The 25408-nt window shown below is 46.8% G+C and carries 17 protein-coding genes; 6 read left to right on the top strand and 11 right to left on the bottom strand.

Annotation, left to right across the window (positions count from 1 at the left end; genetic code table 11):
* Window positions 1-169: 169 nt before the first annotated feature.
* The 4 genes from L5M71_RS14165 (at window position 170) to L5M71_RS14150 (ending at window position 6145) form a co-directional block, all read left to right on the top strand.
* Window positions 170-949 (top strand): TOBE domain-containing protein, encoded by a 780-nt coding sequence (locus L5M71_RS14165; protein WP_263208310.1) that lies wholly within the window; start codon window positions 170-172, stop codon window positions 947-949.
* Window positions 950-1417: 468 nt separating this feature from the next.
* Entirely contained in the window at window positions 1418-2650 is a 1233-nt protein-coding gene (locus tag L5M71_RS14160) for an efflux RND transporter periplasmic adaptor subunit (protein WP_263208307.1), read from the top strand.
* A 2-nt stretch (window positions 2651-2652) separates the two neighbouring features.
* On the top strand, window positions 2653-4686 hold the full coding sequence (locus L5M71_RS14155; RefSeq protein WP_263208305.1) for a MacB family efflux pump subunit: 2034 nt from the start codon (window positions 2653-2655) through the stop codon (window positions 4684-4686).
* Window positions 4687-4693: 7 nt separating this feature from the next.
* Window positions 4694-6145, top strand: coding sequence for an efflux transporter outer membrane subunit (locus tag L5M71_RS14150; RefSeq protein ID WP_263208302.1), 1452 nt, complete (start codon window positions 4694-4696; stop codon window positions 6143-6145).
* Between the two features lie 145 nt (window positions 6146-6290).
* On the opposite strand, the gene L5M71_RS14145 is transcribed toward L5M71_RS14150, so the two are convergent.
* From L5M71_RS14145 to L5M71_RS14100, 10 genes are all read right to left on the bottom strand, one after another.
* Complete coding sequence (locus L5M71_RS14145) at window positions 6291-7433, bottom strand: site-2 protease family protein (protein ID WP_168826794.1); 1143 nt, start codon at window positions 7431-7433, stop codon at window positions 6291-6293.
* Between the two features lie 231 nt (window positions 7434-7664).
* Window positions 7665-8042 carry a DUF4144 domain-containing protein gene (locus tag L5M71_RS14140; RefSeq protein ID WP_263208300.1) on the bottom strand — a complete coding sequence of 126 codons (378 nt, stop codon included), beginning with the start codon at window positions 8040-8042 and terminating at the stop codon, window positions 7665-7667.
* Between the two features lie 247 nt (window positions 8043-8289).
* Window positions 8290-9978 carry a DUF342 domain-containing protein gene (locus L5M71_RS14135; protein WP_198573564.1) on the bottom strand — a complete coding sequence of 563 codons (1689 nt, stop codon included), beginning with the start codon at window positions 9976-9978 and terminating at the stop codon, window positions 8290-8292.
* A gap of 479 nt (window positions 9979-10457) precedes the next feature.
* Entirely contained in the window at window positions 10458-11501 is a 1044-nt protein-coding gene (locus tag L5M71_RS14130; protein ID WP_263208297.1) for a methyltransferase, read from the bottom strand.
* Window positions 11502-11672: 171 nt separating this feature from the next.
* Window positions 11673-12995 carry an alkaline phosphatase gene (locus tag L5M71_RS14125; RefSeq protein WP_263208294.1) on the bottom strand — a complete coding sequence of 441 codons (1323 nt, stop codon included), beginning with the start codon at window positions 12993-12995 and terminating at the stop codon, window positions 11673-11675.
* 74 nt (window positions 12996-13069) lie between these two features.
* Window positions 13070-14023, bottom strand: a complete 954-nt coding sequence (gene gshB, locus L5M71_RS14120; RefSeq protein ID WP_168826802.1) for a glutathione synthase — start codon at window positions 14021-14023, stop codon at window positions 13070-13072.
* A gap of 93 nt (window positions 14024-14116) precedes the next feature.
* The gene (gene rsmE, locus L5M71_RS14115) at window positions 14117-14848 is read right to left on the bottom strand and encodes a 16S rRNA (uracil(1498)-N(3))-methyltransferase (protein ID WP_263208292.1); all 732 of its coding nucleotides are present in this window, start codon (window positions 14846-14848) and stop codon (window positions 14117-14119) included.
* 8 nt (window positions 14849-14856) lie between these two features.
* The gene (endA, locus tag L5M71_RS14110; protein WP_173913177.1) at window positions 14857-15633 is read right to left on the bottom strand and encodes an endonuclease EndA; all 777 of its coding nucleotides are present in this window, start codon (window positions 15631-15633) and stop codon (window positions 14857-14859) included.
* Between the two features lie 128 nt (window positions 15634-15761).
* Window positions 15762-16421 carry a SprT family zinc-dependent metalloprotease gene (locus L5M71_RS14105; protein WP_263208289.1) on the bottom strand — a complete coding sequence of 220 codons (660 nt, stop codon included), beginning with the start codon at window positions 16419-16421 and terminating at the stop codon, window positions 15762-15764.
* Window positions 16422-16569: 148 nt separating this feature from the next.
* Window positions 16570-17724, bottom strand: coding sequence for a hypothetical protein (locus L5M71_RS14100; RefSeq protein ID WP_263208287.1), 1155 nt, complete (start codon window positions 17722-17724; stop codon window positions 16570-16572).
* Window positions 17725-18054: 330 nt separating this feature from the next.
* Here L5M71_RS14100 and blaOXA point away from each other — a divergent pair, with 330 nt between their 5' ends.
* Window positions 18055-18879 carry a class D beta-lactamase gene (blaOXA, locus tag L5M71_RS14095; RefSeq protein WP_263208285.1) on the top strand — a complete coding sequence of 275 codons (825 nt, stop codon included), beginning with the start codon at window positions 18055-18057 and terminating at the stop codon, window positions 18877-18879.
* 164 nt (window positions 18880-19043) lie between these two features.
* Here the strand turns inward: blaOXA and L5M71_RS14090 are convergent, their stop codons facing one another.
* Entirely contained in the window at window positions 19044-19955 is a 912-nt protein-coding gene (locus tag L5M71_RS14090) for a LysR family transcriptional regulator (protein WP_263208283.1), read from the bottom strand.
* A gap of 121 nt (window positions 19956-20076) precedes the next feature.
* Between L5M71_RS14090 and L5M71_RS14085 the strand changes: the two genes are divergently transcribed.
* The gene (locus tag L5M71_RS14085; RefSeq protein ID WP_263208280.1) at window positions 20077-24630 is read left to right on the top strand and encodes a biotin carboxylase N-terminal domain-containing protein; all 4554 of its coding nucleotides are present in this window, start codon (window positions 20077-20079) and stop codon (window positions 24628-24630) included.
* Window positions 24631-25408: the final 778 nt, after the last annotated feature.

The raw sequence follows: 25408 nt of genomic DNA, 5'->3' as shown, positions 1-25408 counted from the left end.
CAATCTATATATCGATAATTCAAGCCCTAAGCAATCAATTAGTGATCTGTGTGCGGTTTCTTGCTGATTAATGGCATTCATCCGCTGAAATATCTAGGTAATCTTATTGGTATCCTCAAGACGATGAAGGACAATAGGACTCAAGTCTGACTTGGGTGCTGGATAAACGATGGATTTACATGCATTACTTACGCTTTCCCTCGGGGACAAGCCCTTCGCCAATCCTAGGCGGATAAGCCTGCTTGAGCAGGTTGCCAACACAGGCTCGATCAGCCAAGGCGCCAAGCTTGCGGGGATCAGTTATAAAGCGGCGTGGGACGCGATCAATGAGATGAACACCGCCATGCCCGAACCCGTAGTGTGTAGCGAAAAGGGCGGCAAAGGCGGTGGCGGCGCTAAACTCACCGAATTTGGCGAACGGTTGCTTAAGGTGTATTCCATCACCTCCCAAGTACAAGAAATGGCTTTGGCTGCCTTGCTCGATGAGTCCGTCGATATGCACAGTTTATTGGATGTGATGGCGCATTTCTCTCTCAACACCAGCGCCCGCAATCAGTTAACGGGGCGTATCAATAGCATTGATTCATTTGGATTAAATGACAACATCAGCGTGACTTTAGCGGGCGGACAACAGATTCAGATTTCAGTGACCCATTCGAGCCGCGAACGCTTGCAGTTAGCCCTGGATAAATCTGTGTTGTTACTGTTTAAAGCCCCCGCTGTACTGGCGACGACTCATGTCTGTGAAGTGGATGGGCAAAATTGCCTAAGCGGTCGTTTGCTGAGCGTGACTGAACTTGGCGATAAGGCCGAATTAGCCATAGATATTGATGGCAAAGACATCATCTATTCAGTGATGCCACTCACCCAAATGCAGAGTTTGGCTGTCGGCGAGCCATGTTTTGCCTGTTTTGATGCCACGCAGGTGATCCTCGCCAGCATGAATTAGTCGAATTGAGTGATTGATTCGATTAATCATTGGGTTATTCACTGAGAATGGCCAGTACTTGGCGTGAATGTTTCGTAGCGGGTTGGTCGTTTTTGTATTTAAATCGACATCAAAGTCATAAGGCTTCACCCCACGACGTTGATTTTTCTTGAAAAAGAATCAATTGAAGTCTGTATCTAGATTCGTTTGAATGGCTGAACTACCACAAGTGGCACAGTCATAGAATGTAGACAACAACAATTTACCACCTAACGATTTGGTATCGTACTAAATCGGCATTGAGCCTAAGCACCACTCAATCGTGCTTTCCTTGTCAATTTCTACACAGATATTTGCAAATCTTTACCTGTTAACGACACTTCCTTCGTCTACTGTCTTTGGCTAACTCTATATACTGTTGGAACAATTTCAGTTCCTTAGCAAGATGAATGCTTGCTGTCTTTAGCATTGATGGACACGACAATACCGATGAAAAAATCCTCAAAGCGTAAATTGCTGCTCGCGTTAAGCGGCTTAATACTCCTTAGTGGCGGTGCTTATTTTATGTGGCATAAGCCTGAAACGGTACCTACCTATGTAACTGAAGCGGTGCGCCGTGGCGATATCGAAAACTCAGTGCTGGCCAATGGCATGTTGCAGGCATCCAAACTGGTGAGTGTAGGTGCGCAGGTATCGGGGCAAATCTTAAGTTTGCCGCTGGCACTGGGTGATGAAGTAAAGAAAGGCGATTTGATTGCTCAGATTGATAGCCTAGCGCAGCAGAATAATTTGAAGGATGCCCTCGCATCACTCAAGAGTATCAATGCTCAGTTCCGTGCTAAACAGGCGCAGATCCGCCAAGCTAAATTGGAATTTAGCCGCCAGCAGCAAATGCTTGCCGATAAGGCCAGTTCTCGTGCCGATTATGAAGTGGCCGATGCTAATCTAACGGTTTATCAAGCCGAGCTTGAGCAATTAGAAGCGCAAAAACAACAGGCTGAGATTAACGTCGACAGTGCCAGAATCGATTTAGGTTATACCAAAATTACCGCGCCGATGGATGGCACTGTGGTGTATTCCGCGGTGGAAGTGGGGCAAACCGTTAACGCTAATCAAACAACACCGACCATAGTTGAAATGGCGCAGCTGGATACCATGACAGTTAAAGCGCAGATTTCCGAAGCCGATGTTGTCAATGTCCATCCGGGTCAAGCCGTGTATTTCACTGTCCTTGGAAAACCGAATCATCCCTACCGCGGCGTTTTGAGGGCGATTGAACCTGGGCCGATTTCGATGGATGGCGACGATAGCAATATGAGCTCTAGCGACTCAGACGCCATTTATTACCATGGTCTGTTTGATGTAGAAAACCCTGACCGCACCTTGCGTATCGGCATGACGGCGCAGGTGTCTATAGTGTTAGCTAAGGCCGATGATGCGCTATTAGTGCCTGCGCAGATATTGCGTATAAAGCCGAGGGAGAAATCCGCGGCGCCAGAGGCTAAGCCTGTCGAGCGTAAAGCACGCAGCGGCCCGCAATATCAAGTGCCTGTATTAGTTGATAACCAAGTGCAATATGTGGATGTCACTGTGGGGATTAACAACAAAATCAATGCTGAAATCACCGCGGGTTTGAAGGAAGGCGATCAGGTTGTGCTTGGCATGCCGTCTTCCGATGATGGCAGCAGTAAATTACGTCGCTCACCTAGCGTGAGGTTTTAACAGTGACAACGGCATTACTTGAAATTTCAGGTTGTTATCGCACTTTTCAGGCGGGTGAGCAGCAACTCACTGTGCTGAAAGATGTGAACTTGTCGATTGGCCGTGGCGAGATGGTGGCGATAGTTGGCGCTTCTGGCTCGGGTAAATCGACCCTAATGAACATTCTTGGTTGTTTAGATAAGCCGTCAAAGGGCGCGTATTTTATCAACGGCCAAGATACCTCGACTATGGACGTTGATGAGTTAGCGCTGCTGCGCCGCGAGCACTTTGGTTTTATCTTTCAGCGTTATCATTTACTGGGTGATTTGACCGCCATAGGCAACGTCGAAGTGCCTGCTGTGTATGCGGGTAAAGAACGCACGGTTCGTAAAGACAGGGCCGAGCATTTGTTAACGCGTTTAGGCCTTGGCGACAGGCTTGACCATAAACCCAATCAGCTCAGTGGCGGACAGCAGCAGCGGGTCAGTGTGGCACGCGCTTTGATGAATGGCGGCGATGTGATCCTTGCCGATGAGCCGACGGGTGCGTTGGATAGTCACAGCGGCGAAGAAATGATGCAGTTGTTGCAGGAGCTTCACAGCGACGGTCATACCATCATTATCGTGACCCACGATATGCACGTGGCCCAATATGCCGACCGCATTATCGAAATCAAAGACGGCGTGATCATCAGCGATGAGCGCAGTCAGGATAAACAGACGGCTAAGCCACAAAGCTCGATGTTGCAAAGCTCAACGTTACAAAATATGGCGCCACAAAAGCCTAGCGGCACTGTGGTCGCAAAAACAGTGGCAGCAAAAGATGGCTCGCGTGCGCGGGTGGCTTCGTTGGACAGATATGTCGAAGCGCTTAAAATGGCGCTGGTGGCGATGTCGACCCACAGGTTACGTACTTTCTTGACTATGCTCGGGATTATTATCGGTATCGCCTCTGTGGTTTCTGTGGTGGCCTTAGGTGAAGGCTCGCAGCAGGCCATTCTCAAAAGTATCAGTTCGATGGGGACTAACACGATTGATATTCGCCCGGGTTCTGGTTTTGGCGATAGACGCTCGGCGCGGGTGCGCACCTTAACCGCAACGGACGCCAATGCCCTTAAAAATCTGCCCTATGTTGATAGCGTGACGCCAAGCATTGGCTCTACTGCAACGGTTCGTTTTGGTAATAAAGCGGTATCGGCATCGGTGAATGGAGTGGGGCCTGAGTTTTTCCGTGTAAGAGGGTACGAGTTAGCGCAGGGCCAATTTTGGGATGATGCCAGTGTCGCATCGCTCGCCCAAGATGCGGTGATTGATGATAATACCCGTAAGGAGCTTTTCCCTAACAGTGCAGCCGACAATAACTCGGCGATAGGGCAAGTGATTTTCCTTGGAGATTTACCCGTACGTATCATAGGTGTGACTCAACCCAAAGAAAGTGCTTTTGGTAACAGCGATGCGCTTAATGTGTGGGTGCCTTACACCACAGTTTCTGGCCGTATGGTGGGTAAAAACTATTTGGATGGTATTACCGTTCGACTCGATGAAACTGTGCCGAGTAACGCGGCGGAGCAGGGTATTATCGCGCTGCTTAAAATGCGCCACGGCACGCAAGATTTCTTCACCATCAATACCGATACCATTAGGCAGAACATCGAAAAAACCACAGCAACCATGACCTTACTGATCTCGGCTATCGCGGTGATTTCCCTTGTCGTTGGCGGAATTGGGGTGATGAACATTATGTTAGTGTCTGTGACTGAGCGGACCCGTGAAATCGGTGTTCGTATGGCGGTGGGTGCGCGCCAGAGTGATATTTTGCGCCAGTTCCTTATCGAAGCCATTTTAGTGTGTTTGTGCGGTGGCACCTTAGGCATCGCCTTGTCCTACTTGATTGGCGTGGTGTTTGCTCAAACGGGAGGCAGTTTCCAAATGATTTATTCCACCACCTCCATCGTTGCCGCCTTTGCCTGTTCGACCTTAATTGGTGTGCTATTTGGTTTCTTACCCGCCCGCAATGCGGCGCAGTTAGATCCCGTTGACGCATTAGCCAGAGAGTAATAACACCATGAATACAAAAATATTTAATCGACACTTTTCGCCTCGTAGTTGCGCGATTGCTGTGGGCATGGCTTTAGGAATCGCCTTGCTGAGTGGCTGTGGCAGTGTTATGCGTTCAGACTTTGAACCGCCCGCACTGGCTATTCCCGAACAGTGGCAAAACACCACAGTGAATGAGCAAGTGAGAGTTGATCCTTGGTGGCAGCAGTTTCATCAGCCCGAGCTCGATAAGCTGGTCAGCCAAGTATTGAGCACTAACAATGACTTAACCCTAGCGACCTTAACGCTGCGTAAGGCACGCTTGCAGGCAGGGCTAACGCGGGATGATCTATACCCACAGTTATCGGCAAACCTTGACGCTTCCCGTAATCAGCCACTGGAGGGTAGCGATGCGACTAAGAGTTATCAAGCAAAATTGTCCGTGAGTTATGAGGTGGATTTGTGGGGCAAAGTGTCGGCCAATATCGACCAAGCTCAATGGGCGGCGCTGGCGAGCGCCGAAGATAGAGAAAGTACCACCCAAAGCCTAGTGGCGACCACTGCATCCTTGTATTGGCAGATAGGTTATTTAAATCAACGGATTGATTTAAGCCAAAAGAGTATCGAGTACAGTCAGCAAACGCTGGCATTAACCCAAAGGCAGTATGATTCTGGGGCCGTGACGCAAGTGAATGTGCTTGAAGCTCAGCGCAGTATGGCGGGACAAGAGGCTGCCCATAGCCAGCTTATTCAGCAATTAACTGTGGCTAAAAATGCCCTCGCGATATTACTCAATCAGACTCCTGCAGCTGTTCCTGCGCAGAGTTTAGCCTCAGGCGAAACTTGGGTTGAGATTAAGCAACTCCCCGACGTAGCAGTGCCGGACGTTAGCGTGGGTGTACCCGCAGATTTATTAGTGAGACGGCCAGATGTGAAGGCCTCCTTGTATCAACTGCGCTCCGCCTTGGCGAGTAAAGATGCGACCTATGCGAGTTATTTCCCAAGCCTGAGTTTAACCGGCGGTGTTGGGGAGTCGACCTCTGAGTTAAAAGAGTTGTTACGTAATCCCGTTGGCAGTTTAGGCGCAGGGCTAGTCTTGCCCTTTTTGCAGTGGAATCAAATGCAAATCAATAACGACATTGCCGATATCGATTATCAAACCGCAGTGGTGAATTATCGCAAGACGCTTTATTCCGCCTTTGAGGATGTCGATAACGCGATTTCGGCTAAGCAGCAATATCGTTATCAAGGGGAGAAGTTGGCACAGCAATTTAGCGCAGCGGCGGCCGTTGAAGCCATTTATGAGAGCCAGTACCGCAATGGCGCTATCGGTATTCAGAATTGGATTGATGCCCAAGAGAATCGTCGCAGCGCCGAGGCGGCTTTACTCGAGAATCGCTATAACCAACTCACCGCCCAAGCGACACTTTATCAAGCCCTTGGTGGCAGTGATATTGCCCCGCCTTTGGCAAAGGAATAGCGCATTTTTGTAAAAGCATCACAGCGCGACAGAAAAATAAAAAACCGCTATTAATAGCGGTTTTTTGTATTGCATCACTCTGGGCAAGTGCAAGTGTAAGCACTCGTGCTAGTGCCTTTGCGCTGCGTTTAGCCGTTAAGCCACATTAGCTGCGTAATATTTGCAGCGGCAGACTGAGCATATCATCGCCCGTTCCCGCTAAGTGCCAGATGATGCCGACTAAGGCGCCAACCGTGAGTAAATACCAAATAACCGAGAAGATTTGCCCGTATCTGTCTAATGGCAGCAGGTGGCTTTGATGACGAGTTCGCCATTCGAAAATAATTTCTAAGCTGCCGATCAACAACAAGAAGCCCAATAGCGCTAAGCCTAAGGTGTAGCTGATATACACACCAAAAGCGGCACCGGCGGCGCAGGCGACCAACCCCATGATGCTGTTCATCGAAAAACTAATGCTCTTTAAAATATGGCCGCCATCGAGTGGCAAAATAGGCAATAAATTAAATAGGTTAAGCAGCGCATTAAAGGCGGCAAGGCCAGCAAAAAACACATTGCCCGTTGCGTGGTAAGCAATCAAGGAAGCGATGGACATCAAGAGCCCAAAGGTAGGTCCCATGATAGAAATCACCACATCTTGCCAACGTGTATTAATTTTTTCATCGGAGAGCGCGAGTCCGCCCATAAAGGGAATAAGGTAAATCCCTTTGGTTTTCATCCCAAAATATTTCATTGCGCGAATATGGCCATATTCGTGGAATACCAAACAGGCGATAAGTGCGAGGGCGAATTGGAAGGAGAATAGCCAAGAATAAGCGGCAACACTGGCGCCCGCTAACACTACCTTTATGACTTTAGCGCTCTTTAACAGCTTAAAGCCGAGGGAGGCGAGTCCTATCATGCTGATTTTTTGCTGCTTAACGATGGGCGTTTCTGGTGTTTGGCGTTCGATATCTTTCTCTGTCCGTCGCCCTTGGTCGATAATCTTGTCATCCATCAGCAAGCAGTAATCGAGGCGGAAAGGCTGCCAAACGAGATCGGTTTCGAGGCGAACTTGGATTTTAGCTTCTGTTATGGCGATGGCTTGCTCACCACTTTCTGTCACCAACGGGCTGCTGTGGTGGGTGAGCTCAAAGACATGGACTTTGAGGCCGCCATTATCGACGGAAGCTTCTTTTTGTGAGACTAAGGTGTTGTCCCAGTAGAGTTGTTGCCAGCCCGCGAGCGAGCCTTCTAAGCGCAGTTGTTTGCCTAAGCAGTCAATCTTAAGTAGTTCCAATTTCGGTTCCATCTGTTTGTATATTTAGTGCCAACTTAAACGTCATCCCTTGAGTCGACGCAGAAAACGGTTATTTTGGAGTGCATCTTAAGCGCTTTACCGTCTGGCTTAGCGCTGTTACACCGCGGCAAATTATGCCTGTGAATTGATTATGAGGATATTAGCTTTTAAGGTCATGTTGTTTTTTATTGATTAACTGAGTCATTGATAGCCATTTATTATGGCTTATCATGTGTTTGCTGTTTATTCATCGAGGGTACGAACAATTTCGATTCCTTGGGCAATTGTCGTGAAAGCCAGTTTAGCAACACAACATTGTCCTAGTGCTTGGGCATGATTTTGAACCCATTTGATAAATTCATTGAGTGGCAAATCCTGTTTTTGGCGCAGTAATCGAGGTAATTCGCCAACAGGATCTTCATGGATTTTTTTTGGACAGGCACTGATAAGGTATCGCTGCCCTTTGGAGTCTAATAATTGATCGGTTTCGATGAAGTGATGCTGATAGAGACAGGCCAGTTCGAGCCAATCTCTTTGATGTTCTAGGTAAAGTAATTCGTCATTTTGAGTCAGTTTTACAATCGCTGGCCATTCAATACTCGACATCTTAACGCTAGTCATTTCAGATCCTTAGGAAGTTTAAAATGGGCTCTGAGGTATTCTCTGAGATCAATCGGCGGCAGTAGACAAGGATTAGGATTTTGCAAGAAGGTGACTTGGCATACTGCTGCGTGCGTTTATCTGTGAGCAGTATGCCACGCTTGGAGAAGATAGATAGAGGCCAGAACGAGTTCAGAGGTTTGGCTGCCGAGCGAAAGCCGCCTCAGCACTGGCTGAGCGGGCAATAAGTTAAGGACCCTAGTGAACCTTATGTGCTCGGTGCAGCTTTGGCCTTGGCGTTATAGTCAAAGTTAATCTCTTGATTAACATTGGCAATACAACAAGTGCCGTGTTCACGTGCCGTACGGTGATTTGCTGGACCTATATGCAGCTCAACGTTAAGGAATACGTGTTTAAGCACTTCGATGCGGTATTTTTCGTAGTAGCCTTCGACTTCTTGTTTAAAGGTATCGAATTCAAGCTCTTCACGGGTACGTTCGTCCATGATGCGATTCTTCTCATCAAGCATCATCTTTATTTGCTCAATCATAACCGCGTCAGCTTGCCATTCTGACTTGGGGGGCAGTTTATTGAGGCGAGCCTCGATATCTAAACTGGCGACGACCATAGCTTTAACGCTCTCATCGAGTAGCTTGAGATCTTGCTTGAGTTCAGCCTGTCCCATTGCGCAGTAAACGTCAGTTTTAGTCCCTGCCGTTGCACCTATGACAACCGCCGTGATGCCTTTTTCAGCGTGTGCGACTCCACCAACCAGATCGCCACGACGACCGCTAGGATCGCTGACCGTTAAACTGCCGGCGGTTTTGGTATTACTGTGCAGCAACTGTTTAGTGACTAAGATATTTCCTTTGGCAACTAATTGAGAATATTGCACAAATTGGGCGCTGATCTGCCCTTGAGAATAGATATTGGTAGAGTATTCATTGGCTTTAATCTGGCGGCCAATGATGCCTTTACTCACAGTCACATCACCTTCTGCTTCAAGGGTGGCGGAGTCTACAAACCCCATCACGGTAATATCGCCTGAGCTTTTAACTATCATGCCCTCGTGGACATCACCTGTAATTAAAATACTGCCCTTGAAGGTGACATGGCCTGTACTGATGTCGACATCTTTAAGTTGCAGTACATCATCGACATTCATACCTGTACGGGTTTCGACGGGTTGCCCCGGCACTGTGGCGATCAGCTTATTGGGATCTTTGGGATGAAAAGCTGTGCCTGTACCTGCTTGAAGCACTGCATCCTTACCTGGTTTTTGTTTAAGGACTTCGCCCTTGATGTTGTAGCCTGGAGTGCCTTCGGTGGCTAAATGTTTAACCATCAAGAGATCATTGGCTTTAACAACGATCATTGCGCCTAAATTGCGCATATCGACACTGCCATCTTCGCGCTCTTGAGGCTGAAGCAAGCGTTCCCGCGCAAGGAATACTTTGCGTTCTAATACCGCATTGAGTCCATTAACAGGGGCTTTGCCTTGGGCTATTTCGCTTTGGCAGATTTCCCCTGGCTTGAGTGTGCTGAGTTGCTTTAGTAGAGCTTGAATTTTGAGTTTGCTTAGCCCCATGCAGACGTTGTTTTTTTTGAGATGAGTGAGGATCTCTGGCAAATCTATCTGTTTACCACCCCATGCTGCGGTAAGTTTAAGGCTGGCTTGCATTTTATCGGGACTAATCTCGATAGCTATGCTGCCATCGCGACGTTCGGCCAAAGTAGTATAGAGCTCAAATTTTCCATCGTCTTGATTACAAAGAGAGTTGATTTTAGCGACGGTTTTAGTAATGGCTGGCTCTAGCGGAAACAGGGCGGCGAATTCAGGTAAAGACAACAGGCGCATTATGTCTTCATGGGTGACTGGACCATGGACATTAGGGATCAGGCGCAATTCAGCTTTTGTCTTATCGCTGTTTAGCTCTATGAGTTCAGGGTCCAGCATAGGGGCATTCCTAGTAATTGCGTTTTATTCTTGTTAAGAAGCTGTTTTGAGTATAACAGTAGAAACTTAGGGTAAAGAAGCCTTTTTGGCTGCAAAATCAGCAAATGTTGTCATTTTGTTGTTAATGGTCTATGAGTGAATTTTAAAATAGTTTTTTATAAAAAATTGAGCCCTATAATCAGTGTTATCTCTGGTTTTATAGCAAAAATTACTGAATAAACCACAACTTATATTGATTTTAGGTTTAACCATTATTTTGATGTTTTAAATCGAATCCCTATGTTAGGAACGGCTGTTGAGTGACTATAAGTGAGGACTTGTCAGAATCGCTGGCATGCGGCAAATCACAATATTGAATTTTGTAACACGATGAAAGGGAGGTTTTATCTGAAAACAAACAGGGATTGGGATAAGAGTGAGTGGCTGAGTTGCCAATAACGCGCTTCAGCGAAAGCATCTGCGCGTTATTAATCAAACATCTATTTGTGCTGGAAGTAATACAACTTGTACTTGTTGTTGTCGGCAACCACTTTCAATTGGCCAAATTCGGCAGCGATAATATCGGAATAGGGCAGGTGGCGATTGGCGACTATTTGCCAAATACCATTATGTTGTAATTGCTTAGCGCTATCGGTAACAAAGTTCTGCGCTATGCTGGTGGTGCTGGCGAGGCCATCATGAAACGGCGGATTAGAGATAATGCCGTTAAATTTTCCTGTGGTTTGCGTGAGCCCATCGGATGGATACACTTTGGCTGTCATGCCATTGGCCGCGAGGGTGAGTTCGCAAGAAGCTAACGCCATGGCATTAATATCAACGCATTCTAGGGATAGGCTCGGTTGTGCTTTTAGTAGAGCTGCGGTGATTACGCCAGCGCCGCAACCAAAATCGAGCACTCGGCCCGAGAGTGTTGGTAGGTGTGACAATAATAATTCAGTGCCGAGATCTAACCGTTTTTCGCTAAATACCCCGACTAAATTACAGATACTGATCTCGCCTTGCGGCGTTGTGAGTTGATACTGACTGACCCAGTCGCTAAGTTTCATTGCCGGGGCGCAGCCCTCTAAATTACTACCAAACAGCAGGCAGTGGCGGGCGTTATCGAGTTTCATCCCCGTCGCAAAATACTCAGGCAAGAGTTTAACTAAAGACTTAATCCCGCCTTTGTTTTCCCCAACCACTAACAGTTGGCCGTTAGGCACAAGATGGTTGGCGGCGAGGTTAAATAGATAAGGTGCGAGGGGTTTAGCCTTGGGGAAATAAATGATAACCGTATCGTACTTTTCAGGTTTAATTGGGTCTTGATGTGGCAGTTCGTGGCCGAAGTAGCAACGCAGTTTTGAATTCGCGTGCGGCGCTAAGTGTAAATAATGGTGATAATCCAAGGCGAGGGCATCGACCGAGGCCGTGACATCGAGCAGGGCTTTTGGCAGTAGATCGGCTTCATGATTGAGCACTAACACCTTATGTTGGCTTAGGCTGTCTTGATTACGAATAATGACTTGCGATGGATTGGTTAACACAGTTACAGGCACCTATAAACTTAAGTGTGGGCATTATACCCGTTATTCACGCCTGAGCCAGTTTGCATCGAATCCCTGCGCTAAGACCTGATAAAATCCCTAATCAAAAGACCCAATAAAAAAGGCAACTGCATTATGCGGTTGCCTTCTATTCGTTGAATCACTTAGACATTAGCTCTTAGGTTTTTTCGGTTTTGGCAATAAGCTGAAAATCTTATTGGCGATATCAGTATTGTCTTGATGGCCGTTAAACAGCTCAGATGCGGGACCTGCGGCAAACACTTGTACGTCTGTGCCTGTGTGACCGTCGGTTGTCCAACCTGTATCAGTTCGCTTATCAATAACATGGCGAATTGCAACCGCGATAGTTTCTAATCCCTGCATTCTGGCGACCGTTAATTTTGCGATTTCTTCTTCGTTGAGCTCAAAACCTAAACCGCGGGCGAGATCGGCCTGCCATTGTTCACCGCTGATGGCGGCTAAGGCTAATGTGTCGGTACTGGCTGAAATGTTACGTAGGATTTCAGGGTTCCAGTTGTAATTTCCATCGACGCCAATCGATAGGCCACCGGTATTATGGTCGGCGGTGATCACCATCAGGGTATCAGGATGTTCACGCACGAATTGCTCAACCACTTCAATGGCATTGGAGAATTCATCCATTTCACCCATGGCTGTAGCTATGTCGTTATTGTGACCCGCCCAGTCGATGAGGCTTCCTTCGACTAACAGTACAAAACCTTGGTCATTCTGCGACAGTAAACGGAGCGCTTTTTGGGTTAAAGTGCTGAGTTTTTTCGCATCTTTTTCATCAATCGCCCAAGGTAATTGGACTTCGGCAAACAAGCCTAGCACTTTAGGTTGGGTGATGCTGGCGAGGTCTTCAAAACGAGTAATATGTTGATAACCCTTGGCTTTAAATTGCGCTAATAGTTCAGGGGTAAAGTATTTTTGACCACCGCCTAAGAATACATCGGCGTTGGTTTCTAGATAGCTGAGTGCTAAGGCGTCGTAGTTTTTACGGCTCTCATTGTGGGCTAAAAAGGCTGCAGGCGTGGCGTGGTTTATCTGGGATGTAACAGCCACACCTGTGCTGAGGCCAAGGGATTTGGCTTTTTCGAGTATGGTCGGCAGCGGTTGCTTTTGGGTATCGACCGAAATCGCCCCATTGTAAGATTTAACGCCAGTGGCGAGCGCAGTTGCTGCCGCGGCTGAGTCGGTAACATAACCACTGACACTGGCGGGATAAGTGCTCGCCATCCCTACAAGTAAACGGTCGAATACGGTTTGTTCGACTTCCTCTGTGTCAGGATTATCTTTGTAGTAACGGTAAGCGCTAGTGTAAGACGGTCCCATACCATCACCTATCATGATGACAATATTTTTGGGACGCGACGGTGCTTTCGTTGGACCTGTTTCTATGTTGGCCCAAGTCGGAGTCGATAGTAATAAACCTATGCCGAGTAACAAGAATGGCGCTTTGGTGAAACTCATATCACATCCCTAGAAAGTGGCTAGGCGCTTGTGATGTCAAAGCGCCTTAAATCAACAAACTCGTTGGTAAATTTTTATGCTTTGGTGTTAATGCGTGCTTCAATAGCATCCATTAACATGCCGGTGATGTCGACATCAAATGCTGCTTGGATCTCACGGATACAAGTTGGACTGGTTACGTTGATCTCAGTCAGCTTGTCACCAATGACATCGAGGCCGACAAAAATCAGTCCACGTTTTTTAAGTTCTGGACCAATGGCGCGGGCAATTGCCCAATCGCTGTCGGATAAAGGTTGAGCCACACCGCTTCCGCCTGCCGCTAAGTTACCACGGGTTTCGCCTTTCATTGGGATACGCGCCAAGGCGTAGGGCACAGGCTCACCATCGACCACTAAAATGCGTTTATCGCCTTTGGTTATCTCAGGGATAAAGGCTTGCGCCATGGCATATTGTTGGCCATAGCTGGTCAAGGTTTCTATGATGACCCCAAGGTTTGGGTCGTCCTGCTTCACGCGGAAAATCGAGGTGCCGCCCATACCATCAAGTGGCTTAAGAATAATATCGCCCTTCGCTTGGTGGAAAGCGCGGATACGTTTGGCATCACGGGTCACGATCGTTTCTGGGGTGAATTCGCTAAACCATGCGGTAAACAGTTTCTCGTTAGCATCACGTAAGCTTTGTGGCTTGTTAACGATCAACACGCCTTGTTCTTCGGCGCGTTCAAGCATGTAAGTTGCGTAGATAAATTCAGTATCGAATGGCGGGTCCTTACGCATTAAGATCACGTCCAGTTCGCTCATCGGCGTGTCTGTAGCTTCGCCGAGTTCAAACCATTTGCTCGCATCATTGAAAACAGTTAACGGACGCATATTGGCCATAGCCACACCGTTGACCATGGCAAGATCGGCCATTTCCATATAAAACAGCTGATAACCTCTTTCCTGCGCGGCCATTAACATGGCAAAACTGGAGTCTTTCTTAATGTTGATCTCACTGATGGGGTCCATCACTATGCCGAGTTTTATCATTAATCTGTTCCTTATTTGTCGCCGTTTGCAGGCAAAAAAGCATTTATTGGATAATGGGGTGCCATACCACCGCTGTGTGCGGTTGTGGACGGTCTAGCCTAAATCACCAAATCTGAGTTGCAGTGCAGTAATGGCGGTGAGCGAGGCGGTTTCGGTGCGTAGCACTCTGGGGCCAAGCAACACATCGGTAAACTGATAGGTTTCTGTCATGGCGATTTCTTCCGCCGACAAACCGCCTTCTGGGCCAATTAATAGTCGCACGCGGGTATGGGCTAAATCTAAGCCATTGATACCGTGTGCGGCACGTGGATGCAAATTGAGTTTAAGCGCCGAGGTCGGCTCACTGCACCAATCGTGCAAGTCCATCGCTGGGCGAACCATGGGCACTTGGCTGCGTCCCGATTGCTCACAGGCGCTCACGACGATCTTCTGCCATTGCTGAATTTTTTTCTCTAGGCGTTCACCGTTGAGTTTCACACCGCAGCGATCTGAAAACAGCGGCGTAATCGTATTCACGCCAAGCTCGACTGATTTTTGAATGGTGAACTCCATTCTATCGCCACGGGAAATCACTTGGCCTAAGTGCAAGTTGAGTGGCGACTCAGATAAATTGGCCTCACAGGAAAGCAGTTTTACTGTGACATGCTTCTTACCTGCATCGACAATTTCAGCAAGATAATCATTGCCATCGCCATTAAATAGACTGATATGTTCGCCGTTGCCCATGCGTAGCACCTTGCCGATATGGGCCGTGCCATCTTCGTCTAAGTTCAACTGTTGATTGATGGCTAATGGCTGAGGTTGATAAATTCTTGGGACTCTCATTGTCGACCTTATTCGGCTAATTGTTGACGCTGTGGTGGCGCATTACAGGCATTCTGTACAAAGGGGTTATGGTTACCTTGGGTTTGCGCTATGGCGTTATCACGTTTGCACTCAATAGTATCAACTGGATAGGTTTTATCCCATGCCTTAAACAATTTTAATTGGCTAGAGGCGATTTTAAGACCATAGGTCTGCTGCATATAGAGGTAGGTTCTGGCTATCTTACCGCGGGTATTCGCGGGAGGTTGTGCTTGACGATTCTTAAAGTCGACTACCATAGCACATTGGCCATATTGGTCGGCCTTACCGTTCCATTGGCTAAACCGGAAGTTGCTGCGATCGCCATTGACCTCACCAATTGCGGGTACCAAATTATGCATGTCCGATTCCATCTTATTAAATTCATTACTGTTATCGGCACAGTTTTTACGGCCGCCCTTTTGCCAGCATTGGAGTTGATGGCCAAATTCCCAGGCGGGGACTATGTGTTCCCACTCGATACGGTTGGCGCGGGTTTCCTGTTTACGGACTTGATAACCACAGCTGGCGAGATCGGGTTTCCACGATTTGCCTTTGATCTGAATTTCACAGCCACAGTAAAAGCTGACTGCGGGCAGAGTACCTTGGCGACTGCCTGCGTAGAGCGCCTGTGACTTGGTTTTCGCTTGGCTGAAACTGCTGGGATGTGACACTGAGGCACTTGCGGGCACAGATAAGGTCGCCGCCCAAGTGATTAGGCACAACAAAAGTCGCCGTGAATTAACGGTTAAAGAAGCTATGTTCAAAATTTATCCCAAAATAACAAACACTACGCGAGCCTTTGGCTCATCTTTTATGGCGTGATGGTAAGGGAAATATCGCTGTTTATGCAAATTGAGTCGTACTTAGGTGGGGTTTTGTTTGCTGAAAGTCGCTAGATCGCAGTTAAATGGGTCTTACAGCGTTTACAAATATAACGACTTTCACCACGCAACACCTTGTTATGGCGGCGAATACTCAGTCGAATCGGTCCACAGGCGCAGCGATACTCAACATCGCGACTTGTAACTGAAGTGGTATTAAAGCTATGTGTGGTACTCGGATTGACCTTAAATACCGTTAACATCAAAGATTGCCATTCTTTACCGTGGGGCTTGGTTTTGCCAAAAAGCTGAAAACACAGTAAATGACAAATTTCGTGGGGGACGACCTCAGTCAGAAATGCCTCGCTGTTTTCGCGTAGCAATACAGGATTGAATCGCAAGCGATTCTGTTGCAGATGAGCCGTACCCGCACTCTTACCCCTTAGACTAAATTGAGTGACTGGGCGTGGAAAAGTGCGCTTAAGCGATATCTCGGCCTCTCGATAACAGGCTTCAATTCGCTCTAGTACTTGAATTTGTAGTGACGAGAGTGGGCGTGATGAACCGGTGAAAATATGTGCCTGAGTCGGATTGGGTGCTGGTGGACTCGTTATCACCTGCGACTTATCTTGGCTTTTGCCTAAGGCTGCGTGCGTCGACCTTGACAGCGGGGCAAGTGCTTCACTGCTGCGACGGCGTAAGGCATTGAGTAAGTCAGCGGGTTTCAGCATAGGGTTAGCGTTGGATCTCGTCGGTTAAAGATAAAATTGAGTGCTTAAAACTTATCGGTGATTAAGCCTGCCTAAGCGTTCACATCAGAAGCGTTCGCATCATAGCGAACGCTATCTGACAATGCCAGTTTCAGCCAGTGTGACTTGGCTATAAACTCGCTGCCGCCTGCATCACCATAGTGCGTACTTGTTCGACTATGGCTTGCTCAGTATCTGCGTCATAGCCTTTGACTCTTGGTGTGTGAATGTGGCCGACCTTGGTATGGCTATTAAACTTTTGCTGCAAGACTATGGCGCGATAGGAGATTTCATTAGAGAGATAACCGCCGCCTGAACCTTCGACTGAGGTTTCGTTTTGCAGTTCGTTTAATGATGTTGCACTAAATTCGCCGCGGGCAAGGGTAGTGACAGTATGGTTATCATTGACTTTCCATTGACCATCTTTGACTTGCATAGCCGAAACAGGCAGTGAAAATTCCACAAATTCGGGGCCGATAAAATCTTTACCATTAAGCTTTGGGGCAACCGGTGCGGTTTTAGTGCCGCCAGTGAGTACGTTTTGGTTATCGGGCGCCGCTGCACTGCGATTTCGCCCTGGGAAACGTTCAATATCAAAATCAGTTCGGCCCATGCTAACGGTGAACACAAATTGGGTTTTGGGATCGCGATAAATCGGGCTCAATAGCGACTCGATAAGTCCTTGATCAAAATCTGCAAAACGCACTGGCACCATAGCGGTTTCTATTTGCGCCGTTTTACCATTAATTTCAAAGCGAAAACCATCCAAGGCGAGGGCGACTAAACCTGAAGGATTACTCTGGGTGATATCTTTGTCGAGGAAGAAAGGATCGAAACCAGTGAGAAATATTTTGATTTGGACATCATCACCATATTGAATATCGCTAAAACCCCGTGAGGCCTTTTCAACCGCACTCATTAATATGTCTTGTTGCCAATCGGCCATTTTAAAGTTGGCGCTGGTGGTTTTTAGACTATTAAGCATGGCAAGGCGAGCCCAGTATAAAGTTCGGTCGTCAAAATGCCCTGACTGTACATCGCGGACAGCTTGTTGCCATAATCTGTGTCCTTGGCGCGCCGCTAATTGGGTGGCGTCAACTTCGTTTTTCTTTGAGCTCAGTTGAGCCAGACCATCGTCAAGTGCTTGATAGCGAGTGACTACGTCGCCTATGGTTTTTTCGGCTGTTGGTAGGCGGGAAACTTCAACATCACCAAATAACTGCACGGCACTGGCTGTAGTCATTAAGCTGGTGGTGAGGATGAGTGTTAACATTGGCTTTAACATGTTTTGCTTCCCTGTAGTGATTAGACGTTATTCATTGGAAATAATGATTATTTTTTTCGTGCGGATAGTCTCTTATGCCAAAAAGTATGCACTACAAGCTGAGGGTAATAAAGTTAAGCTCAGTGATCTTTGTCATCTTATGCCAATATCTTCTATCACAAATCATGTGGCGCTGACATTAATCCATCTGCAACAGTGCAATAGGGTCTAGTTTGCCTCTTTTTTGCCACAATTGGTCAGCAGTTTGCTAGGGCTTGCCAAAACCCTAAGTGATAGCCTTAATCACTTTTTTAGTTCATTGGATTGTTTGTTTTTCTACAAGGAGACTTTATGCGTTTGTTCACCATATCGGCTGTGCTGGTGATGTCGTCTATTTTAGTGTCGTCAAGCTTAGTGGCGCCGACTTTTGCATCTACTACAGCTAAGGAGTGGCAAGAAACCCGCAGTTGGGATGCTAGTTTTACTCAGCACCAAACTAAAGGCGTAGTGGTGTTATGGAATGAAAACAAGCAACAGGGATTCACTAATAATCTTAAACGTGCCAATCAAGGTTTTTTACCTGCATCGACGTTTAAGATTCCTAACAGTTTGATCGCGCTAGAGCTTGGCGTGGTGAAGGATGAGCATCAAGTCTTTAAGTGGGATGGTAAAAGTCGAGATATCGCAACTTGGAATCGTGATCATAACCTTATTACTGCAATGAAGTATTCGGTTGTGCCTGTCTACCAAGAGTTTGCTCGCCAAATTGGTGAGGCGCGTATGTCGAAGATGATCGCCTCGTTTGATTATGGTAATGAGGATATTTCGGGAAATTTGGATAGCTTTTGGTTAGATGGTGGCATACAAATTTCGGCTACGGAGCAAATCGATTTCCTACGTAAGCTTTATCACAACAAGATACACGCTTCTGAGCGCAGTTTACGTATTGTTAAGCAAGCCATGCTGACTGAAGCGAATTCTGACTATATTATCCGTGCGAAAACCGGTTATGCAGTCAGAGCAGAACCAAGCATTGGCTGGTGGGTAGGTTGGGTTGAACTCGATGATAATGTATGGTTTTTTGCGATGAATATGGATATTCCCGACGCGGCAGGTTTACCATTGCGTCAAGCCATTACTAAGGAAATCTTAAAACGGGAACGCGTTATTCCTTAGCCCATGCTAGGTCGTGTAAGCATAGCGTATCCAAACCTTGCGAGAATTGCGTATGACGCTGCCTACTTAGCTGACATCAATCGTGATACTGAAAGCCTAGACTCAGATCTAGGCATTTTTATTGGGCTTTTTTGAAACAGGTTTCCTTGATGCGACGGGAAACGTTAACCCATTAGGGATTGCAGGCTTTCTTGGCTGCTGAAGCGTTTTACGAAGAAGTCTAAGAAGACACTGATGTTGGTGGCCAGTTGGCGTCGGCTCGAATAAACCCCGTAAACCTTAAAAGGTTCAATCGGCCACTCCTGTAAAATCGGTACTAGCTGTCCATTAGCAAGTTCGGTTTTACAGGCTGAATTGGATAACATGGCGATGCCAAAATCATCTATGGCTAATTGCTTCACCATTATCGGGCTGTTGACCCTCACTTTACGCTGAAAGTTCGCCATGGTTTTACGCGAACCTTTACCCAATGGCCAAATTGGTGCTGAGCGAGAAGTCCCCAATAAAATCCCACTGTGCAGGCTGAGTTCCTTTGGGGTCGCGGGGGTGCCTTTGAGTTTTAAGTATGCAGGGCTTGCCACTAAAATTGGCTGGCGTTCAAACAGTAATCTTGCGACTAGGTCTGACGATTGAAGTGGACCATATTTGATGGCTATGTCATATCCTTCACCGACTAAACCAATATCGTTGTCGGTAAACTGGACATCCAATTCAACATTGGGATATAAACGCATAAATCCGCTACAGAGGTTAGCGATAAGTTCTTGGCTAAATGACACTGGGATTGCAATGCGTAATGATCCTGACACATCATCGTGAGTATTCTCGATAACTGCCTTGGCCGCTTCCACCTCATTGCGAATGGAATCACAGTGTTGGTAAAAGAGTGCCCCGACTTGGGTCAGACTCAGGTTACGGGTGTCGCGCTGTAGCAATCGCACGCCAAGTTGTTCTTCAAGCTGCGCGATTTTGCGACTTATGGTGGATTTTGGGTGGCCGGTTTCACGTGCAGCTTGGGAGAATCCCTTAGCTCTAACTACGGCTGCAAATAGCATCATACCGTTTAAATCTGGCATGTTTTTCCCACTGTCTCATATTTGGAACATAGCGTCTTATGCAGTTTAATGGCATTTGACGGGATAACAAAGTTATATTTATTGGCTAAAAATTTTCAGAGGCTAAGCAGAGGATCTTTTGATGACCAGCAATAATCAGCCCACACACATGACTCAAGCCCAAACGCCCGATCCGCTTTTTTTACAAGCCGAGCATTTGGCAAAGGATTTTTCTCTGTTTCCTAAGCACAGTAAACAGAGTTTATCGGAAGAAATTAAAGGTCTTTTAAATGAGGATGCCATTCAGGCAAACTTGAAAGACTTGGCATCGTTAGATGTCGACGGTTACGTTACTAAAGTAATCCAGCCGACCCAAGATAAAGGTCGTCCTGGTGCAAAACGTATCATTGCCGATCTTAAAGGTCGCTTGATTACTGAAACTCACTTGGGCTCTTTTTACAGTGCTGAGGTCGAGCTGAACTTTGGTTCACGCACTCGTCGTATTGGCTTTATCGCCCAAGAACGCACTACCGCAAACGGTGCTTGGATGCCTGAGCATCATTACGCCGCCTGTAAAGCAATTCGTCATTTTGCCGAATTGTCTATGCCTATTATCTATTTAATTGATACTCCTGGAGCTGATGCTGGCGAAATCGCTAACAGCCAAAACCAAGCGCATTCAATTTCTAAGGCTATTGCTGAAAGCGCTAACGTTGACGTACCGACAGTCGGTATTGTTATCGGTGCCGGTTATTCTGGTGGTGCGATTCCATTAGCGGCGGCGAACATTCTGTTGTCGTTGCGTGACGGTATTTTCAACACGATCCAGCCACAAGGTCTGCAAAGTATTGCCCGTAAGTACAACTTATCTTGGCAAGAATGTGCGAAATCTGTGGGTGTATCACCAGAAGAGCTTTATACCTCAGGTTGTATCGACGGTATCATCGACTTTTCACCGGGCGATCGTGACGAGCGTCAGCACAATCTGCGCCGCGCTATTATTAGCAGCGTAGAAGCGGTTGAGCGTGCAGCGATGAATTTTGTGCGTGAATCTAAAGATTTACGTGAGCATTATGATCGCAGTTTAACTCGTTTCCTTAATCCATCTAAAAACTTGATGGCTTTGGAACTGAACGCAGAATTGGCTGTGGCAACGAGCCCGACCAGTCACCATAACTTGTTCGGTAGCGCCTATCGCTATCTGCGTTATTTAACGCTACGTAGCCGTATCCATTCTATTTCTCAAGAGCAATATGGTCGTCTGTCACGTGCTAGCGTGCCAGAAGGTGATCTGTTGGCACGTATTCAACAGGAACAAGACCGTGTGTTCCAAGCTTGGTTGTCTAACCCTGACAAGCTAGTTTATGACGAAGATTTGAATAAATTATGGACTAACTTTGTCGCTAAACGTGACGAAGTTTCTACCGAGCGTAACATGCTGACACGTTTGATTTTGGGTGAGCCAAAAGAGAACTATAAAAAAGCACGTAAGGCGTTGTTATTCAACATCAGCTGGTCTTTGTATCACCGCTGGAAGAGCAATGCGGCTAACAACTTTAAAGGGCTGATTCAGCACTTAGAAAGTTTGCCAAAGTCTGTGACTCAAGCTAAATGGCCTGAGCTGAATCAGCTGACTGTGCTTGATGTGGTGGTAAATGAAGAACTGCGTGAAGACTTTATTTGGCAATGCCATAACATTCTGATCTTCAATGCCTTGTATGACAACGTTGTGGGCAGCTTAGCGTCAATCGCTAAAGAAGCCATGATGTCGAAGAGTTTGTCACGTAACTCAGTGAACAACCTGTTGCACAAGTCAATTGACCATGCATTGTCGACGCAAGATACCTCGAATGACAAAGCTAAGTTCTATAAGTGGCTCAAGTATTTTATGGGTCAATCGAACCGCGCCGATTTGTTGGTGCGAGTAGAGCAGTGGAAGAGTGTGGGTTTCCCACAACTTAACGACAGTCTATTCGTGGTACTGACTTACTTCTTCGAGCGTTTACTGCCTGAGTATTTCGATAGTGAAAGCGATACCAGCAAGTACACTGGTGCGATCAACCCTGTGCGTATCGGTCGTCGTAAGGACTTCTGGAACCGCTTGACCATGGGTTATCAAGATCTATTGATCCAAAAAGTGCTGCGTGACGAAAAACGTAAAGGCAACATGACTTGGGAAAATGTGGTGAAGCAGTTCTTTACCCATTTCGAAGAGATCAACGGCGACAAAATGTCGGCTAACTTGCTCAACTTCCCAGGCTTCCGTTTATCGATTGAAGACGCATTAGATAAAGGCATTCGCCCATGTGGTTTGATCACAGGTATTGCTGACTTTAAAGAAAAAGGTCAAAAAGTGCGTGTGGGTGTGGCAGTGTCTAACACCGCATTCCAAGCGGGTGCATTCGATATGGCCAGTGCTGAGAAATTCTCTGCACTATTAATCGAGTGTGCTAAGCGTAAATTACCCGTTGTGTGCTTTATCAGTTCAGGCGGTATGCAGACTAAAGAAGGCGCCGCGGCGCTATTCTCTATGGCTGTGGTGAACGATCGTATCACGCGCTTTATTCGTGATAACGAATTGCCAGTACTGATGTTTGGTTTTGGTGACTGTACCGGTGGTGCGCAGGCGAGTTTTGTGACTCACCCATTGGTGCAAACTTACTATCTGTCTGGTACTAACATGCCATTCGCAGGTCAAATGGTGGTGCCAGCTTACTTACCATCAACGGCAACGCTGTCTAACTACTTGTCAAAAGTACCTGGCGCAATGGCGGGCTTAGTCCATAACCCATTCAGCGACAATTTAGACTCTCAGTTAGCAGGTATCGATCCTCTGATGCCAATGCCTTCGGCAAAAATTAACGATGTGATCATCAATGCACTGTCGACCTTAGTGGTTGAAGCTACTGTTGAAGAAGAAGTGATCGTGCAGAACGATCCACGTAAGTTAATGAAGCCAATTAACAAAGTATTGGTTCACGCTCGTGGTTGTACAGCTGTAAAACTTATTCGTAAGGCGCATGACAATAATATCAATGTGGTATTAGTGGCGTCTGATCCTGATATGACATCAGTGCCCGCGGACATGCTCAAAGAAACCGACAAGTTAGTTTGTCTTGGTGGTAACACATCGGACGAAAGTTACTTGAACGCATACTCAGTGCTGAAAGTGGCCGAATATGAACAGGTTGATGCATTGCATCCTGGTATTGGTTTCCTCTCAGAAAGCCCGCAGTTTGCTGCATTGTGTGTGAATAACGGTGTTAACTTCGTCGGTCCTAGCGTGCATTCAATGACGACTATGGGTAACAAGTCGAACGCAATTAAGACATCGCAAGCGCAAAACGTACCTGTTGTTCCTGGTTCGCACGGTATTCTGACCAATGCTGAACAAGCCGTAAACGTGGCGAGCGAAATCGGCTATCCAGTACTGCTTAAAGCGGTACAAGGTGGTGGCGGTAAAGGTATTCAGGTTGTAAAACGTCCTGAAGACATGATTGGTTTATTCCAAAAAACCGCAACTGAAGCGGCCGCCGCCTTCGGTAATGGTGACTTGTACTTAGAGAAGTATGTGACATCACTACGTCACATCGAAGTGCAGTTGCTGCGTGATAAGTTCGGCAACGCGAAAGTATTAGGTTTGCGTGACTGTTCGGTTCAACGTAACAACCAAAAAGTGGTCGAAGAATCTGGCTCAACTATGCTGCCGGATGAGCTGAAGCGGCAAGTGCTGGCTTATACCCGTGCCTTAGGCGACGCGACCGATTACATGGGCGCAGGTACCGTTGAGTTCATCTATAACTTAGATGCAAACGAAGTCTACTTTATGGAGATGAACACGCGTCTGCAGGTTGAGCATCCTGTCACGGAAGCGACTTCAGGTATTGATATCGTTAGTGCGCAGTTTGATATTGCCGCTGGCCGTTCAATTGCAGCGTTAGAACCGAAAGAAATTGGTTATGCGATGGAAGTACGTGTGACGGCTGAGAAAGCGGCGCTCGATAGCCATGGCATACTGCAGCTTATTCCAAATCCTGGCAAGATCACTGAGTGTGTGTTCCCAGATCATCCAGATGTGGAAATCATTTCGATTGCTGCGCCAGGTAAAGAAGTATCGCCATACTACGATAGCTTGATTGCGCAAATCATCATGCGCGGTGAAAACCGTGAAGATGTGATTGCCAAACTGTACGAATACTTAGGCAGTGTAGTGCTGAAAGGCATCGCGACTAACATTCCGTTACTCAAGCTGATCTTGAAAGATGGTACCTTCAACGAAGGTGTTTACGACACTAACTATCTGCCACGCTTAATGGCTGAGCTCGATATTCCTGCGTTGATCGCAGAAATGGAAGCTGCCGCTGAAACTGTGGAAGTGGACACTGAGTCACTGCGTGTTGGCGAAAGTAACGAACTGAAAGTGTTAGCCCAAGGCGCAGGTATCTTCTATACCTCTTCTGCACCGGGTGAAGCGGACTTCGTGAAAGAAGGTGACATAGTCACGGTCGATCAAACGCTAGCACTAACAGAAGCGATGAAGATGTTCTCGCAAGTGACCTTAGCTGGCTTTAACCGTCAGAGTGCGATTCTGTACCCTGAAGATAAGAAGTATCGTATCGAGCGCATCCTGAACAGCAATGGTCAGCAAGTGTCTCAAGGCGACTTACTGTTCGTGGTCTCGCCTGTTGAAGAATAAGCTCAGCGTTTAAGGCCATAGCTGAATGAGAAAATACCCGCCATTGGCGGGTATTTTTTGCTTCTAAATTATTGCCACTAAATTTTCTGTCACTAAATTTTCTGTCACTAAATTTCCTGTCACTAAATATAGGTAAGCGAACATGTCACTCTTAATGTGCATTACGTCTTTGATAAATCAACTTAGCTTTATATAGATAAGCTCATAACTAACAAGTGGCCAATATCAGCTTTGTGCAATACGGCCTGTATCTCTGATTAAGTCGGCAAAGAGTTTCTTTAATCTATCGTTCGCCCATTTATTAGAACAAGCTGCATCAAGAACCCACCTCTGGCCTCGAGAATCAACGGAATCTCCGTGCTTTATTAGTATATAGAGGCTCATCAAACCTCATTTTAAGTTGAAACTGAGTCTAAAATGAGCGGGCGTGGATAACTTTGGGGGTAAGTGGTGGGTATGGTGTGGCTAGATTGGATAATTAGAATTAACTGCAAATTTCCTTAAAATAGGGGTTGCACAAAAAGTTTCACTGCCTATAATGCGCATCCACTGACACGGCAGGCAGCGAAAGCCAGCTGACGAGTTAAGTTGAATTGAGTCGCTTTTAAGCACTTAATTCAATCGTAGCAAGAAGTTGTAAAAACTCCTTGACGCGAAACGGGAAATGCGTAAAATACGCAGCCCTAGCCAACTGGAAGCGTTCGACGCTCAGTGTGGTACTCACCTTCTCTTACGAGGTTGAGTTGCTCTTTAACAAGATAAAACAAGAAATCTGTGT

The organism is Shewanella sp. SW1 (genome assembly GCF_025653545.1).
Classification (GTDB): Bacteria; Pseudomonadota; Gammaproteobacteria; order Enterobacterales; family Shewanellaceae; genus Shewanella; species Shewanella oncorhynchi.
The sequence above is the reverse complement of the archived record's forward strand: the minus strand, read 5'-3'. Positions and strand labels throughout refer to the sequence as shown.

What these genes read in the sequence shown, in the direction of transcription:
- L5M71_RS14090 (WP_263208283.1), bottom strand. Translation starts at nt 19,955, where the DNA reads ATGCCAGATTTAAACGGTATGATGCTATTTGCAGCCGTAGTTAGAGCT.
- L5M71_RS14105 (WP_263208289.1), bottom strand. Translation starts at nt 16,421, where the DNA reads ATGCTGAAACCCGCTGACTTACTCAATGCCTTACGCCGTCGCAGCAGT.
- L5M71_RS14135 (WP_198573564.1), bottom strand. Translation starts at nt 9,978, where the DNA reads ATGCTGGACCCTGAACTCATAGAGCTAAACAGCGATAAGACAAAAGCT.
- rsmE (WP_263208292.1), bottom strand. Translation starts at nt 14,848, where the DNA reads ATGAGAGTCCCAAGAATTTATCAACCTCAGCCATTAGCCATCAATCAA.
- L5M71_RS14150 (WP_263208302.1), top strand. Translation starts at nt 4,694, where the DNA reads ATGAATACAAAAATATTTAATCGACACTTTTCGCCTCGTAGTTGCGCG.
- gshB (WP_168826802.1), bottom strand. Translation starts at nt 14,023, where the DNA reads ATGATAAAACTCGGCATAGTGATGGACCCCATCAGTGAGATCAACATT.
- L5M71_RS14165 (WP_263208310.1), top strand. Translation starts at nt 170, where the DNA reads ATGGATTTACATGCATTACTTACGCTTTCCCTCGGGGACAAGCCCTTC.
- L5M71_RS14125 (WP_263208294.1), bottom strand. Translation starts at nt 12,995, where the DNA reads ATGAGTTTCACCAAAGCGCCATTCTTGTTACTCGGCATAGGTTTATTA.
- L5M71_RS14160 (WP_263208307.1), top strand. Translation starts at nt 1,418, where the DNA reads ATGAAAAAATCCTCAAAGCGTAAATTGCTGCTCGCGTTAAGCGGCTTA.
- L5M71_RS14085 (WP_263208280.1), top strand. Translation starts at nt 20,077, where the DNA reads ATGACCAGCAATAATCAGCCCACACACATGACTCAAGCCCAAACGCCC.
- L5M71_RS14140 (WP_263208300.1), bottom strand. Translation starts at nt 8,042, where the DNA reads ATGACTAGCGTTAAGATGTCGAGTATTGAATGGCCAGCGATTGTAAAA.
- L5M71_RS14100 (WP_263208287.1), bottom strand. Translation starts at nt 17,724, where the DNA reads ATGTTAAAGCCAATGTTAACACTCATCCTCACCACCAGCTTAATGACT.
- L5M71_RS14145 (WP_168826794.1), bottom strand. Translation starts at nt 7,433, where the DNA reads ATGGAACCGAAATTGGAACTACTTAAGATTGACTGCTTAGGCAAACAA.
- blaOXA (WP_263208285.1), top strand. Translation starts at nt 18,055, where the DNA reads ATGCGTTTGTTCACCATATCGGCTGTGCTGGTGATGTCGTCTATTTTA.